Annotated in this window: 14 protein-coding genes; 9 read left to right on the top strand and 5 right to left on the bottom strand. The window is 71.0% G+C overall.

The annotated features are described in order from the left end of the window. Positions 1-230: 230 nt before the first annotated feature. Positions 231-659, top strand: a complete 429-nt coding sequence (locus ABT354_RS23700) for a pyridoxamine 5'-phosphate oxidase family protein (protein ID WP_351497034.1) — start codon at positions 231-233, stop codon at positions 657-659. A gap of 112 nt (positions 660-771) precedes the next feature. Here the strand turns inward: ABT354_RS23700 and ABT354_RS23695 are convergent, their stop codons facing one another. After that, positions 772-1,518 (bottom strand): response regulator, encoded by a 747-nt coding sequence (locus tag ABT354_RS23695; RefSeq protein WP_351497126.1) that lies wholly within the window; start codon positions 1,516-1,518, stop codon positions 772-774. Between the two features lie 128 nt (positions 1,519-1,646). Between ABT354_RS23695 and ABT354_RS23690 the strand changes: the two genes are divergently transcribed. The 3 genes from ABT354_RS23690 to ABT354_RS23680 are packed head-to-tail and all read left to right on the top strand — an operon-like array spanning position 1,647 to position 4,681. Continuing rightward, complete coding sequence (locus tag ABT354_RS23690) at positions 1,647-2,630, top strand: Bug family tripartite tricarboxylate transporter substrate binding protein (protein WP_351497032.1); 984 nt, start codon at positions 1,647-1,649, stop codon at positions 2,628-2,630. Further along, positions 2,627-3,181, top strand: a complete 555-nt coding sequence (locus tag ABT354_RS23685; protein ID WP_502983482.1) for a tripartite tricarboxylate transporter TctB family protein — start codon at positions 2,627-2,629, stop codon at positions 3,179-3,181. The genes ABT354_RS23690 and ABT354_RS23685 overlap by 4 nt, the downstream gene beginning before the upstream one ends. Before the next feature lie 3 nt (positions 3,182-3,184). Beyond that, positions 3,185-4,681, top strand: a complete 1,497-nt coding sequence (locus ABT354_RS23680) for a tripartite tricarboxylate transporter permease (RefSeq protein WP_351497027.1) — start codon at positions 3,185-3,187, stop codon at positions 4,679-4,681. A gap of 112 nt (positions 4,682-4,793) precedes the next feature. Here the strand turns inward: ABT354_RS23680 and ABT354_RS23675 are convergent, their stop codons facing one another. Beyond that, positions 4,794-5,324 carry a ribonuclease FAU-1 family protein gene (locus ABT354_RS23675; RefSeq protein ID WP_351497025.1) on the bottom strand — a complete coding sequence of 177 codons (531 nt, stop codon included), beginning with the start codon at positions 5,322-5,324 and terminating at the stop codon, positions 4,794-4,796. A gap of 81 nt (positions 5,325-5,405) precedes the next feature. Here ABT354_RS23675 and ABT354_RS23670 point away from each other — a divergent pair, with 81 nt between their 5' ends. After that, the gene (locus ABT354_RS23670; RefSeq protein WP_351497022.1) at positions 5,406-5,780 is read left to right on the top strand and encodes a GntR family transcriptional regulator; all 375 of its coding nucleotides are present in this window, start codon (positions 5,406-5,408) and stop codon (positions 5,778-5,780) included. Between the two features lie 72 nt (positions 5,781-5,852). Here ABT354_RS23670 and ABT354_RS23665 read toward each other — a convergent pair whose 3' ends face one another. Beyond that, positions 5,853-6,956: a DUF5925 domain-containing protein gene (locus ABT354_RS23665; RefSeq protein ID WP_351497020.1), complete on the bottom strand. Its 1,104-nt coding sequence runs from the start codon at positions 6,954-6,956 to the stop codon at positions 5,853-5,855. A 314-nt stretch (positions 6,957-7,270) separates the two neighbouring features. On the opposite strand from ABT354_RS23665, the gene ABT354_RS23660 reads away from it, so the two are divergent. Then, complete coding sequence (locus ABT354_RS23660) at positions 7,271-8,080, top strand: SGNH/GDSL hydrolase family protein (RefSeq protein ID WP_351497018.1); 810 nt, start codon at positions 7,271-7,273, stop codon at positions 8,078-8,080. A 359-nt stretch (positions 8,081-8,439) separates the two neighbouring features. After that, positions 8,440-8,700 carry a hypothetical protein gene (locus ABT354_RS23655; protein WP_351497016.1) on the top strand — a complete coding sequence of 87 codons (261 nt, stop codon included), beginning with the start codon at positions 8,440-8,442 and terminating at the stop codon, positions 8,698-8,700. 115 nt (positions 8,701-8,815) lie between these two features. On the opposite strand, the gene ABT354_RS23650 is transcribed toward ABT354_RS23655, so the two are convergent. Both ABT354_RS23650 and hmgA read right to left on the bottom strand, forming a co-directional pair. Then, on the bottom strand, positions 8,816-9,568 hold the full coding sequence (locus ABT354_RS23650) for a GntR family transcriptional regulator (protein ID WP_351497014.1): 753 nt from the start codon (positions 9,566-9,568) through the stop codon (positions 8,816-8,818). A gap of 21 nt (positions 9,569-9,589) precedes the next feature. Continuing rightward, the gene (gene hmgA, locus ABT354_RS23645) at positions 9,590-10,939 is read right to left on the bottom strand and encodes a homogentisate 1,2-dioxygenase (RefSeq protein ID WP_351497124.1); all 1,350 of its coding nucleotides are present in this window, start codon (positions 10,937-10,939) and stop codon (positions 9,590-9,592) included. 387 nt (positions 10,940-11,326) lie between these two features. Here hmgA and ABT354_RS23640 point away from each other — a divergent pair, with 387 nt between their 5' ends. Both ABT354_RS23640 and ABT354_RS23635 read left to right on the top strand, forming a co-directional pair. Continuing rightward, positions 11,327-12,766 (top strand): CitMHS family transporter, encoded by a 1,440-nt coding sequence (locus ABT354_RS23640; RefSeq protein ID WP_351497012.1) that lies wholly within the window; start codon positions 11,327-11,329, stop codon positions 12,764-12,766. A gap of 375 nt (positions 12,767-13,141) precedes the next feature. Continuing rightward, complete coding sequence (locus ABT354_RS23635; RefSeq protein ID WP_351497010.1) at positions 13,142-14,494, top strand: ABC transporter ATP-binding protein; 1,353 nt, start codon at positions 13,142-13,144, stop codon at positions 14,492-14,494. The last annotated feature ends 104 nt before the right edge of the window (positions 14,495-14,598 follow it).

Here is a 14,598-nt window from a genome sequence, read left to right as displayed (position 1 = left end):
CCGGCGGACCCTCTGTGCGCCGGGGCGGTGGACGGTGCGCCGCACCCGCGTCGCGCCCACGGCGCGCAGGGGGCGAAAGTGGTCAACCGATAACCCACGGAGTGGTCAAGTCCGGTCCGGCGTCCGGCGGGGACCTGTAGCTTTGCCAAGTCAGCGGGACGATTACCAGCCGACGATCACACCCGGCCCCGGACCGGCACGACCGGTGGACCGACGCGAAGGAGTCATCCGTGACCCTGACCCGTGAAGAACGCCAGCAGTTCCTGGCCGAACCGCATATCGCGGCCCTGGCGGTGGACGCGGGAGAAGACGGGCGAGCGCCCCTCACGGTGCCGGTCTGGTACCAGTACGCCCCGGGCCGCGACGTCTGGATCATGACCGGCCTCGGCTCCCGCAAGGAACGTCTGATCTCCCGTGCGGGCCGCTTCTCCCTGCTGGTCGACCGGGAGGCCCCCACCGTCCGCTATGTCTCCGTCGAGGGACCCGTCGTGGAGACCCTGCCCGCCACCCGTCGGCATGTGGTCGAGATCAGCGCCCGCTATCTTCCCGCACGCAAAGTCGCGTCCTATGTCGAGTTCGTGGAGAAGGAGCTGGACGAGCAGGTCATCATCCATATGCGCCCCCAGCGGTGGAACAGCGCCGACCTCGGCCCCGTCTGACCGCCCGCGCCCCGGAGCGGAACCGCCGGCGGGCCCCCGTCCCAGGAGCGTCCCGGGGACGGACCCGCCGTCCCAGGAAGGGGCCCGTCGTCCCAGCAGCGGACCCGTCGCCTCAGGACGGGGCCCACCGCCCCGCCTCCCGCTCCGGGGAGGGCCGCCGCTCGCCGAGCAGCCCGCCGCCCGCCAGCCGGTAGCGCCGCTCCGGCCGCCCGGTCCCCCCGTACCGCAGACTCACCTGCACCCGGCCCGTCTCCACGAAGTACTCCAGGTACCGCCGGGCGCTCACCCGCGACAGCGAGCCCGCCTCCGCGCACTCCGTCGCCGACAGATCGCCCCCGTGCTCCCGCAGGATCCGCTCCACCAGCTCGGCGGTGTGCGCCGCGAGCCCTTTGGGCAGCTCCCGCGAGCCCGGCGGCCGGGTCCCGAAGATCTGGTCCACATCCTCCTGCCGGGCCTCGCCCAGCCGGTCGAACCGGGACCGCAGCGCCGCCACATGCCGCAGCTGCTCCTGGAGCGCCGCCTGGTTGAACGGCTTGATCAGATAGTGCAGCGCCCCCGCCCGCAGCGCCGCCCGTACCACCCCCGCGTCCCGTGCGGCCGTGATGAACAGGGCGTCCGCACTCGGCCGTGCCGCGTCCAGCCCCTCGGCCACCCTCAGCTCCCGAAGTACCGCGAGCCCATCCATATCGGGCAGATAGATATCGAGCAGCACGAGGTCCGGCCGCAGCCGCTCCGCAGCGCTCAGCGCGTCCGCGCCGCTGTGGGCGACTCCGGCTACCCGGAACCCCGCCGTCGCGGTCACATAGCGGCTGTGCAGCTTGGCGACCATGAAGTCGTCGTCCACCACCAGCACGTTCATCACGAGGCACACGCTAGGGCGAGACCACAATGACCACAACGTCCGTTGATTCCGGAAGAGAGACACTTTCTTAACGCACAGGCAACATGTGGGCCACTTCACATCTCCACCACCGAAAGGCGGCTCACGTGCGATTGCGCACTCCCCTCGCCGTGCTCGGGGCGGCACTGCTGGTGTTCGTGGGGCCGCCACTGCTCAGTGACGGCGACGGCGACGACAGCGGTACCCGGATCCCCGGGCTCCGGATCATGGTCCCCAACACCCCCGGCGGCGGCTACGACATCACGGCCCGTACCGCGGCCAAGAACGCCGAGGACGCCGACCTCAGCAACAACATCGAGGTCTTCAACCTCCCCGGTGCCGGTGGCACCGTCGGACTCGCCCAGCTGGTCAACGAGCGCGGCAATGGCAAGCTGATGATGTCCATGGGCCTCGGTGTCGTCGGCGCCGTCCACACCAACAAGTCCCCGAAGACCCTGGCGGACGCCACCCCGATCGCCCGGCTCACGGAGGAGCAGGACATCGTGGTGGTGTCCAAGGACTCCCCGTACAAGACCATCCAGGACCTGGTCGCCGCCTGGAAGAAGAACCCCGGCAAGCTGCCCGTCGGCGGCGGTTCCTCGCCCGGTGGCCCCGACCACCTCGCCCCCATGCTGATGGCGCAGGCGGCGGGCATCGCCCCCAAGACCGTCAACTACATCCCCTTCGACGGCGGCGGCGAACTCCTCGCCTCCATCCTCGGCAACAAGGTCGCCTTCGGCGTCTCCGGTGTCGGCGAGTACCTCGACCAGATCAAGGCGGGCGAGCTGCGGCTGCTCGCGGTCACCGGCCCCGAGCGGGTGCCCGGACTGGACGCCCCCACCCTGCGTGAGGCCGGTATCGACACCGAGTTCACCAACTGGCGCGGGATCGTGGCGCCCCCCGGACTCTCCGACGAGGAGCGCGAGAAGCTCATCGCCCTGGTCGCCAAGCTCCATGACTCCAAGGAGTGGAAGGAGTCCCTGAAGACCCATGGCTGGACCGACGCCTTCATGACCGGGGACAGGTTCGGCGACTTCCTGGACGCGCAGGACGAGCGCGTGGACACGGTGCTGAAGGAGCTGGGACTGTGAACTCACAGGAATCTCCCGTGAACCGGACGGAGAGCTCCGCCCGCCCCGCCGGATCCGGCGGCGGCTGGCTGCGCGAACACTCCGAGATCGGCGTCAGCGTCCTGCTCTTCGCCATCGGTCTGCTGGTCCTCGGCGACGCCATCACCATGGACGTCGACATCTCCCAGCGCGGCCCGGTCGGCCCCAGGACGGTGCCGATAGCCGTCGGCCTCGGGCTGCTGGTGATCGCCGTCCTGCTCGCCATCGATGTGGTGCGCGGCGGCCGGGGCGAGGCCGAGACCGGCGAGGACATCGACCTCAGCGAGCCCAGCGACTGGCGCACCGTGCTGCTGCTCGCCGGAGTCTTCCTCGGCTTCGCGGTCCTCATCGGCCCGGTCGGCTTCCCCATCTCCGGGATGCTCCTCTTCTGGGGGGCCGCCTTCGCCCTCGGCAGCCGGAGCCACCACCGGGATCCGCTGATCGCCGCCGTTCTGTCGCTGGTCACCTACTACCTCTTCAACAATCTGCTCGGCGTTCCGCTCCCCGGTGGCCCGCTGATGGGGGTGCTCTAGCCGATGGACTCTTTCAATTCCCTGATCGACGGCTTCGGCACCGCGCTGACCCCGATCAACCTCCTCTGGGCGGTGATCGGTGTGCTCCTGGGCACCGCCATCGGCGTCCTGCCCGGCATCGGTCCCGCCATGGCGGTGGCCCTGCTGCTGCCCGTCACCTACGGCCTGGAGCCGACCGGCGCGTTCATCATGTTCGCCGGTATCTACTACGGCGCCATGTTCGGCGGCTCCACCACCTCGATCCTGCTCAACACCCCCGGTGAGAGCGCGGCGGTGGTCGCCGCGATCGAGGGCAATCCCATGGCCAAATCCGGCCGGGGCTCCCAGGCGCTCGCCGCCGCGGCCATCGGCCACTTCACCGGCGGTCTGATCGGCACCCTGCTGCTGGTCGCCCTCGCCCCGACCGTCGCCGAACTCGCCGTCGACATCGGCGCCCCCGACTACTTCGCCATCATGGTGCTCGCCTTCATCGCGGTCACCTCCGTCCTCGGCTCCTCCCGGATCCGCGGTCTGGCCTCCCTGCTGATCGGTCTGACCATCGGCCTCGTCGGTCTCGACTCGATGACCGGCCAGCAGCGGCTCACCTTCGGCAATCTCCACCTCGCCGACGGCGTGGACGTCGTCATCGTCGCGGTCGGTCTCTTCGCCATCGGCGAGGCCCTGTGGGTCGCGGCCCATCTGCGCCGCGGCGGCGCCGAGCCCATCCCGGTCGGCCGCCCCTGGCTCGGCAAGGAGGATGTGAAGCGCACCTGGAAGCCCTGGCTGCGCGGACCGTTCATCGGCTTCCCCTTCGGCGCGATCCCCGCGGGCGGCGCGGAGATCCCGACCTTCCTCTCCTATGTCACCGAGAAGCGGCTCTCCAAGAACAAGCAGGAGTTCGGCAAGGGCGCCATCGAGGGCGTGGCCGGACCCGAGTCGGCGGCCTCCGCCTCCGCGTCGGGCACCCTGGTCTCGATGCTCACCCTCGGCCTGCCCACCACCGCCGTCGCCGCGGTGATGCTCGCCGCCTTCCAGCAGTACGGCATCCAGCCCGGACCGCTGCTGTTCGAGCGCGAGCCCGACCTGGTCTGGGGCCTGATCGCCTCGCTCTTCGTCGGCCTGGTGCTGCTGCTGGCGCTGAACCTGCCGCTCGCCCCCGTCTGGGCCAAGCTGCTGCGGATCCCGCGTCCCTATCTCTACGCGGGCATCCTCTTCTTCGCCGGTGTCGGCGCCTACGCGGTCGGCGGCGAGGCCCTCGACCTGGTCATCCTGCTGCTCATCGGTCTGCTGGGCTTCGGGATGCGGCGGTACGGGCTGCCGGTGCTACCCGCCGTCATCGGTGTGATCCTCGGCCCCAACGCCGAGCAGCAGCTGCGCCGTGCGCTCCAGATCAGTGACGGCAGCGTCTCCGGCCTGGTCAACACCCCGTTCTCGGTGACCGTCTACGCGATCATCGTCGTCCTTCTCGCCTGGCCGCTGATCATGAAGCTGGTCGTCCGGCGCCGAAGCGTCTCTGAATAATCCCCCCACACACTCTCCCCGCGGCCGGTACTCCGGTCGCGGGGAGAGTGCTTTCCCGGTGCCGGTGCCGGTGCCGGTGGTCGGTCCTGGTCCCCGGTGGCCGGGTGCCCGCTCAGCGGTGCGGCGGCGGTACGGGCGGGGTTACGGGCGGGGGTACGAGCAGCTCCCCGATCCGGCCGGCCCGGGCCAGGGCCTCCAGCTCGTCCAGGGCGCTCAGTGCCTGCCGGGCGGCCTCGGGGTCCCTCCCCTCCAGACCGCTCGCCGCGAACTCGTCCTCGTCCAGCCGGAGCACCGGAGAGCCCTCCGCGCCTACCCACAGATCCAGGTCCAGGTCCTCGGCGACCACCTCGCCGCCGTCACCGGGGATCCGCGCGGGCCGGGTGATGTCGCAGTACCAGCCCTTGAGCACACCGTCGCCGGTCCGGACCTCCTTCACCGCGTACCAGCGGTCCCGCCAGTAGTGCTCGATAAACACATCGCCGGGCTCGAACCGGACAAAGCCGAAGTCCCGGACGCCCGAACCGGCCCAGCGCGCCCGGACGGTCAGCCGGGTCCCGTCGTCACCGACCACCTCCGCCGGATACGCGATCTTCTCCCGGCCCGCCTTCATCAGCCGGACCGTCACCGTTCTCGCTCTTTCCATGATCCGTACGTTAGGTACGGCGGGGACCGTGTCGCACGGGCATTTCCGGTGGACACCCCGGGGCCGGGGGAGAATCGGGGGGTGACTCTGAAGATCGTGATCGACACGGACTCGGCCATCGCCCCCTTCGAACAGCTCCGTGCCCAGCTCTCGGAGCGGGCCCGCTCCGGGGCGCTGCCGGTCGGCTACCGGCTGCCCACCGTGCGCGGGCTCGCCCAGGAGCTGGGCCTGGCCGCCAATACGGTCGCCAAGGCCTATCGCGCGCTGGAGACGGACGGGGTGATCGAGACCCGGGGCCGGCACGGCACCTTCGTGGCCGCGGCGGAGGACGCCGCCGCGCGGGAACTGGCCGCCGCCGCGGGGGTCTTCGCCGACCGGGCCCGCAGACTCGGCGCGGACCGGGAGGCGGCGGGGGCGGCGGTCCGGGACGCCCTGCGGGCCGCGTACGACGGCTGAGCCCCTCCGGGCGGCCCGGGGGCTCAGCGGCGTCGGGGGTTCAGCGATGTCGGGGCTCGGAGGTGCCGGGGCTCAGAGGTAGAGACCGGCCCCGGCCCCGGCGTTCTGCTCGGGTACGGAGGCGGGCCCCGTGCCCCGGCGCAGCGCGTACAGCTCCGCCAGGGTGGAGCCCTCGCGCCCCACCCCCTCCTCGGTGCCCAGCCAGTTCGCCGACTCCTCGCGGGTCAGCGCCCCCACCTCGATCCGGGCCAGACAGCGGCCCGGCCGTACCACCGCCGGATGCAGCCGCTCCAGGTCCTCGTTGGTGGTCACCCCGACCAGGACATTGCGGCCCTGCCCCAGCAGGCCGTCGGTGAGATTGAGGAGCCGGGAGAGCGCCTGGCCCGCGGTGTGCTTGGCCTCGCCCCGGATCAGCTCGTCGCAGTCCTCCAGCAGCAGCAGCCGCCACCGGTCCTTGCCCGTGCCGTCGTCCTCGCCGATGGCGATGTCCATCAGATAGCCGACATCGCTGAAGAGCCGCTCCGGGTCGAGCACACAGTCCACCTGGCACCAGTCCCGCCAGGAGCGGGCGAGGGTGCGCAGCGCCGAGGTCTTCCCGGTGCCCGGCGGCCCGTGCAGCAGGAGCAGCCGGCCGGCGATGTCGTCCGGGGTGACCTTCATCAGCCGGTCCATGGCCCCGGCCACCGGGGCGGTGTAGTTGCGCCGGATGTCGGACCAGCTGCCCGCGGTGATCTGGCGGGTGGTGCGGTGCGGGCCCCGGCGCGGGGAGACGTACCAGAAGCCCATCGGTACGTTGTCCTGCTGGGGTTCGGGCTCGTCGGAGGCGTCCGCGGTCGACTCACGGACGATCCGCTCGGCCAGCTCGGGGCTGACCGCCGTGACCGAGACATGGACTCCCCGGTTCCAGCGGGAGATCAGGACGGTCCAGCCCTCGCCCTCGGCGAGCAGGGCGCTGCGGTCGTCGTCGCGCGCCGAGCGCAGCACCTTCGCCCCCGGCGGCAGCAGCTCGTGGCCGTGCTTGACCCGCTCGATCTGCCGGGCGTGGGAGTAGGGCTGCTCGCCGCTGGCGAACCGGCCGAGGAAGAGGGCGTCGACGACATCCAGCGGCGAGTCGCTGTCGTCCACGGTGAGCCGGATCGGCAACGCGCTCTGCGGTGGTACTGCTGCGGCGGACATGCGCTCCCACTGGTGTCGGGTGGATCGGGTGGATCGGGTGAAGCCATGCGGTGGATATGCGCCCCATGATCCGGCATCGAACCTTTCGGCGCACCGGGTTTCCCGAGCGGAAACGGCGGACGCGCACCGAGTTGTCTCCTATGCTCCGCCTCAGGGCGCTTTGGTCGTTGATGATCCGTTGAAAGCGCTTGCTACAGCGGTATCTGAGGCTCCGTCAAGAGGTATTCGATTGATTGTCATGAACACTTCCGAAGTTCCGTACTGACTGGTAAGAACGTGAATCGACGCAGCGATCCTGCTACTTGAGAGGTCTCATGAAACTGTCGCGCATCACGGCTCTCTCGTCCTCGCTCCTGCTCGGAGCCGTGCTCGCCCTGACCGGCGCGGGCCAGGCCCAGGCCGCCGAAAGCGCCGCCCCCCTCGACTATGTGGCGCTCGGGGACTCGTACTCCTCGGGCGTCGGCGCCGGCAGCTATGACAGCGCCAGCGGTGACTGCAAGCGCAGCAGCAAGGCGTTCCCCCGGCTCTGGGCGGCGGCGAACGCCCCCTCGTCCTTCTCGTTCACCGCCTGCTCGGGCGCCATCACCAGTGATGTGACCGGCAGGCAGCTGGGGCCGCTCAACGCCTCGACCGACCTGGTCTCGGTCTCCGTCGGCGGCAATGACGCGGGCTTCGCCGATGTGATGACGACCTGCATCCTCCAGTCCGAGGCCAACTGCATCAACCGGGTCAACACGGCCAAGGCGTTCGTCGACAGCACCCTTCCGGGGAGGCTCGACAGCGTCTACAACGCGATCTCCGGCAGGGCGCCCGCCGCCCAGGTCGTCGTCCTCGGCTACCCCCGCTTCTACAAGCTGGGCGGCGGCTGTCTCGCCGGGCTCTCCGAGAACGAGCGCGCGGCGATCAACAACGCCGCCGACCATCTGAACACCGCCATCGCCAAGCGGGCCGCCAACCACGGCTTCGACTTCGCGGATGTCGTCCCCTACTTCACCAACCACGAGATCTGCTCCAGCGCCTCCTGGCTGCACAGCGTGAACTGGCTGAACATCGGCGAGTCGTACCACCCCACCGCCAATGGCCAGTCCGGCGGCTATCTGCCGGCCTTCCGCGCGAAGGTCTGACCCGGGCCTCCGTCCGACCCGGGGTGCATCCGGACCCGGGGCGCCGCCGGCACGGCCTCGGGCCGGAGGCGCCCCGGACGCCGTCACAGGGTGTGACCGTCATCACGCCAGAGGCCGCTCGGGCGCATGGGGCACGTGAGGAAGGGAAGAATCCTTCCCGGGTGCTCGTAAGCTGTCCAACTCGCCCGGGATTCGGGTGGATTCATCGGGCGAAGGTCAACTCGCCTGCGGTCATGGTGAATCCTCCGGGCGGGATACCCGGGTGCCCGGCGGGGACGATAGGGTTAGCCTGCCCAGGGCCGGGTGTGCCAGGGGCGGGGAAGACGGCGGAGTGACGGTGGGATGGACCGGAAATGGACATGGAACAGATAACTGCGCGCAGCAGGCCGCGTGTGCCTGCGATCACCTGCGGGAACAAAGCGACCAGCACCCGCCTGGACCGGCATCTCTCGGTGCTCGGCGGTCCCGCCGTGCCCCGGCGTGACGCCGTCGAGGCCACCTCGCTGATGCGCGAGCTGACCAAGCGCGATGTGACGCACGACCGGGGGCGCCGGGGCGGGGTCTCGCTCTTCGCGCCGCTGCGCCGACTGCGCCGCTCGCTCTTCGGCAGCCGCCACTGACCCTCGTCGCTCCGCTCGACGGCACGCCTCCCCCACGCGCGTGCCCGCCGTCACGTGTCACCGCCTGAGCGACCCCGCGCTCGGGCCATCACTCCTTCCCGGCGCGGCTCCGCCGTCACTCCGCGTCCACCGTGACCGAGAAGGAGAAGCGGTCCCCCCGGTAGCGGATACGGGCCACATCCACCACGCGGCCGTCCCCGTCGTAGGTCACCCCCGTGTAGTGCAGGATCGGGCTGAGCAGCGGCACCTGAAGGAGCTGTGCGGTCGGCGGGTCGGCGAGCCGGGCCTCGACGGTGTCGGTGATCCGGCTGATCCGTACCCCGACGGCGTCCCGCAGGACCTTGGTCATCGGCCAGCGCTCCAGATCGGCCAGGTCGATCCGGGCGGCGATCTCGGGGTGGACGGCGTTCTCCGCCCAGTTGGTGGGTTCGCCGCTCTCGCCGTCGCAGCGCAGCCGCCGGTAGGTGACCACCTCGGTGAGGCCGGGGAAGTACTCGGTGATATCACCGGGGACCGGCCCGGGGCCGTGCCCCAGGATGGTGGTCCGCTCGCCGGACTGCTGGGCGACGATCGCGTCGATGGAGCCGAGCAGCCGCCGGGGAGCCCCCCGGCGCGCCCGGGGCTCGATAAAGGTGCCGCGCCGCCGGTGGCGGCTGATCAGCCCTTCCTCCTCCAGTTCCTTGAGCGCCTGGCGCATGGTGAGCACGCTGACCCCGTAATGCGCGGCCAGCTGTTCCTCGGTGGGCAGCCGCAGCGAGGCGTCGGGCCCACGGCCGAGTATCGAGGCCCGCAGTGACTGCGACACCTGGTACCACAGCGGCAGCTTGCGGTTGAGCACCACCGAGTCGGGGGCGAAGGAGGAGGTCACGGCGGGCTCCGTCTCTCCGGATCAGGAGGGGAAATGACGCTCAAGACCCTGCCATACGCCGTCGTACCCCTTCTGCCGGTGGTCCGCCCCGGCCGCCTGCTCCGTGGTGAGGATCGGCCAGCGGGTCTCGAACATGAAGGCGAGACCGTCGTCGATCCGCTGCGGTACGAGGTCGGCGGCGCTCGCCCGGTCGAAGGTCTCCCGGTCGGGGCCGTGCGCCGACATCATGGGGTGCAGTGAGCCGCCGCCGGGGACGAAGCCGCCCTTTCCGGCGGTCTTGGCGTCGTACGCGCCCTCGATCAGCCCCATGTACTCGCTCATCACATTGCGGTGGAAGTACGGCGGGCGGAAGGTGTCCTCGCCGACGAGCCAGCGCGGGGCGAAGACCACGAAGTCCACTCCGGCGAGCCCGGGGGTGTCCGACGGTGAGGTCAGCACCGTGAAGATCGACGGATCCGGGTGGTCATAGGAGATCGACCCGATCACATTGAAGCGGCGCAGGTCGTAGACGTAGGGGACATGGTTGCCGTGCCAGGCGACCACATCGAGGGGGGAGTGGTCCAGGGTGGTGCCCCAGAGGTTGCCGCAGTACTTGGTGACCGTCTCGACGGGCGCCTCCACCTCCTCGTAGGCGGCGACGGGGGCCCGGAAGTCACGGGCGTTCGCCAGTCCGTTGGCACCGATGGGGCCGAGGTCGGGAAGGACGAAGGGACGGCCGAAGTTCTCGCAGACATAGCCCCGGGCTCGCTCGTCCAGCAGCTCGACCCGGAAGCGGACCCCGCGCGGGATCAGGGCCACCTCGCCGGGGCGGGCGGCGAGGACACCCAGCTCGGTGACGAGCAGCAGCCCGCCCAGCTCGGGCACGATCAGCAGCTCGCCGTCGGCGTCGCCGAAGACCCGGGTCATGGGCGCGTTCGCGTGGTAGAGGTGCACGGCCATGCCGCCGCGCCGGGCGGGGTCGCCGTTGCCGCCGAGGGTCCACAGACCGGCCAGCCAGTCGGTGCCGGGCGCGGGCTCGGGCAGGGGGTCCCAGCGCAGCCGGTTGGGGTCGGGGGCGGCCCCGGTGAACGGGGCGCCGCACAGGCTCCCGTTCTCGATCCGGCGCAGCGGGGGATGGGCGGCCGAGGGGCGGATCCGGTAGAGCCAGGTGCGGCGGTTGTGGGCGCGCGGCTCGGTGAAGGCGGAGCCGCTGAGCTGTTCGGCGTAGAGACCGAGGGGGGCGCGCTGGGGGGAGTTGCGTCCCACCGGGAGGGCCCCGGGGACCGCCTCGGAGCTGTGCTCGTTGCCGAAGCCCAGGGAGTGCCCCAGGCCTCCGGCGGTCTCCCGTGCCTGTTCCCGTTCCCGTGCCCTGGCCTGCTCGATGCCGCTCATCGCCGCTCCCGGTGGATAGCCGAAGTCAATCCTATGGGTCACCGTAGGATTGCGCGCCCCGGGCGTCAATGGCGACCCGGCGGACGGGTGCCGGCGGCGGTACGGAGGTGGTCCCGGGACGGTACGGAGGCGGTCCGAGGGCGGTTCGGAGGCGGCCCGTCGGGTGGTCCGGAGGTGGTCCGTGGCGTGGCCCGGGGGGTGTCGGCGGGCCGCCGGAAGGCCCCGGGAGCGCCGTTCCGGGGCGCGGATCGGCCGTATCCGCCTTCACCTGGTGTTTTGCTCTTATTGCTCACACGTCAACATCTTGTTAACAGCTTTTGACGGGACCTAACGTCATCCGGACCGCCGCTCCGGTGGGAGTTCAAGGATGAACGTTAGGTAGCCCCCATGCTGACAATCCTCGGCTTCGCCATGATTGCGACCTTCCTGGTCCTGATCATGATGAAGAAGATGTCGCCCATCGCGGCGCTGGTCCTCATCCCCGCGCTCTTCTGTGTGCTTGTCGGCAAGGGCGCCAAGCTCGGGGACTACGTCATCGAAGGGGTGGGCAATCTCGCTCCCACCGCGGCGATGCTGATGTTCGCGATCGTCTACTTCGGTGTGATGATCGATGTCGGTCTCTTCGACCCGATCGTCCGCGGCATTCTGAAGTTCTGCAAAGCGGACCCGATGCGGGTCGTGGTCGGTACGGCGGTGCTCGCCGCGATCGTCTCGCTGGACGGCGACGGCTCCACCACCTTCATGATCACCGTCTCGGCGATGTATCCGCTCTACAAGCGGCTCGGGATGAGCCTGGTCGTGATGACCGGTGTCGCCGCCACCGCCAACGGCGTCATGAACACCGTGCCCTGGGGCGGTCCCACCGCCCGCGCGGCCACCGCGCTCAAGCTGGACGCCGCCGACATCTTCGTCCCGATGATCCCGGCGCTTCTCGTGGGTCTGCTCTTCGTCTTCGTCCTCGCGTACTTCCTGGGCCTGCGGGAGCGCAAGCGCGTCGGCTACCTCAGCCTCGACGAGGCGCTGGAGACGGAGCAGGGCGATGTGCTGGTCACCTCCGGCGGCGGCACCTCGCTGACCAAGGACGCCAAGGGCGGCACGGGCGGCACGGACGGCAAGGGTGCCACCGGCTCCGCGGGTACCGGCACGGACGGCGACGGGACGCCCGGCGACGCCGATGACGAGGGCTTCCATGGGCTGGACCCCAACCGCCCGACCCTGCGCCCCAAGCTCTACTGGTTCAACGCCGGTCTCACCGTCACCCTGCTCACCGCGATGATCATGGAGCTGCTGCCCATCCCGGTGCTCTTCCTGCTCGGTGCGGCCCTCGCCCTCACGGTCAACTACCCCAACATGGCGGAGCAGAAGGAGCGCATCGGCGCCCACGCCGAGAACGTCCTCAATGTCGCCGGCATGGTCTTCGCCGCCGCTGTCTTCACCGGTGTCCTCACCGGTACCGGCATGGTCCAGAGCATGGCCGACTGGCTGGTCGAGACGGTCCCCGAGGGCATGGGTCCGCACATGGCCATCGTCACCGGTCTGCTGAGCCTGCCGCTCACCTACTTCATGTCCAACGACGGCTTCTACTTCGGTGTGCTGCCGGTCCTCGCCGAGGCGGGCGCCGCCCACGGCGTCTCCCCGCTGGAGATCGCCCGCGCCTCCCTGGTGGGCCAGGCGCTGCACATGTCCAGCCCGCTGGTGCCCGCCGTCTACGTCCTGGTCGGCATGGCCAAGGTGGAGTTCGGCGACCACACCCGCTTCACCGTCAAATGGGCCGCGCTCACCTCGCTGGTGGTGCTGGCCGCCGGGCTCCTCTTCGGCATCATCTGACCCTCGCCCCGGGCCGTCCCGCACGGCCCCCGCGACCGCCCCCGTACCGACCGGAACGGCCTCGCGACCACCCCCGTACCGCCCAGGCGCAAGCACCGGCCCACCCCCGGTGTCCGGCCTCCTCCGTCCTGCCGGAGACCGTCCCACGGTCTCCCCGGAGGCCATGCGCCCGGCGGTGCGGGGGTTTTCCGTTCCATGAGAGGAATGTCATTTTGGGACGGGCCCCGGGTGGGTAAGGGAAGGGCGCCGGGGCGGGTGACCGAGGGGTGCCGGGGAAAGGCCGGGTAAATCTCTTCCGCCGCCATGTACCCGCCGGGGGCGGTCGGATAATTTCAGGCGTCTCAGCCGCTCCCCACATCACGGCGGGACCCCCACATGACACGCGCCATTTCCCTGCACAACGTCAGCAAAAGCTATGGACGGGCACCGCGCGCCGTCGACCGGCTCACCCTCGGAGTCGCACCCGGTGAATTCCTGGCCCTCCTCGGCCCCTCCGGCTGCGGAAAGACCACCGTCCTGCGTCTGATAGCCGGACTGGAACACCCCACGGACGGTGAACTCCTGCTCGACGGAGAACCCGCCGGCCAACTCGCCCCGGGCGCCCGCGACATGGCCATGGTCTTCCAGGATTTCGCCCTCTACCCCACGATGACCAACCGCGACAACATCGGCTTCCCCCTTCGGGTGATTCACCCGCGCCGCGACCCCGGCCCCCTGGTCGAGGCCACCGCCCGCCGGCTCGGGATCGAGGAGCTGCTCGACCGCTACCCCGCCCAGCTCTCCGGCGGCGAACGCCAGCGGGTCGCCATGGGGCGGGCCCTCTCCCGCCGCCCCTCCGTCCTCCTCCTGGACGAACCCCTCGCCCACAGCGACCCCAAGCAGCGGCTGAGACTGCGGGCGAGGATCGTCCGCTTCGTCCGGGAGACCGGGGCCACCACCCTCCATGTCACCCATGACCAGGCGGAGGCGATGGCGCTCGGGGACCGGGTCGCCGTGCTGCGCGCGGGGGTGCTCCAGCAGATCGGGCCGCCCCGCGACATCTACGGCCTGCCCCGGAACCTCTTCGTCGCCACCTTTGTCGGCACCCCCCGGATCAGCCTCCTCCAGGCCGTGGTGCACGCCCCGCCCGGCGGGGGAATGGCCCTGGACCTCGGCGGACAGCGGCTGCCGCTGCCCGAACCGCTCAGCGTCGACCATCAGCTGCTCCGGATCCAGCAGGGGCGGCGGATCGTGGTCGGGCTGCGCTCCGAGGCGGTCCGGATCGCCCTTCCCAGCCGGGCGCGACCCGGCGAGGTCCCGCTCGGCGGGGTGGTGGCCCATACCGACTACCAGGGCCACGAGGCCCTGGTGCACTGCGACACCGGCTCCCGGGCCGCCGCCGTGCCGGAGCCGGAGCCACCCCGTCCGCCGCGACCCCGGCGGAGCCGGCCCACCGGGCGCGGCACCGGCCGCCCGGTCCGCGGCCGGCCACCCACCGGACCGGCCGAGGCGGGCCGCTCCGGAGCCCGCGGCACGGGTCGGCCCCCGTACGACCCCTATGCCCTCTACGACCCGGAGGGCGCCGCCCTGACCCCCGGTGACCTGGTGGTCCGGGCCCGCCCGGACCTCTGGCTCCAGCCCGGGGCGCGGGTGCCGCTCCTGGTCGACCTGGCCCGGCTCTATGTCTTCGACCACCACGGCCGCCGGGTCTGTCCCACCCCCGCCGACCTGCTGGGTTTCGACGGCTGACGCCGCTCGGGCCCGCCCCCGCGCAACGGCCCGCCCGGCACCGGGTGGACCGTTTTCGCGGGGGCGGGCGTGGGTGGCAGCCGGGACCCGCGCTGGCTACGTTG

Source organism: Streptomyces sp. NPDC000594 (assembly GCF_040299965.1).
GTDB lineage: Bacteria > Actinomycetota > Actinomycetes > Streptomycetales > Streptomycetaceae > Streptomyces.
The sequence above is the reverse complement of the archived record's forward strand: the minus strand, read 5'-3'. Positions and strand labels throughout refer to the sequence as shown.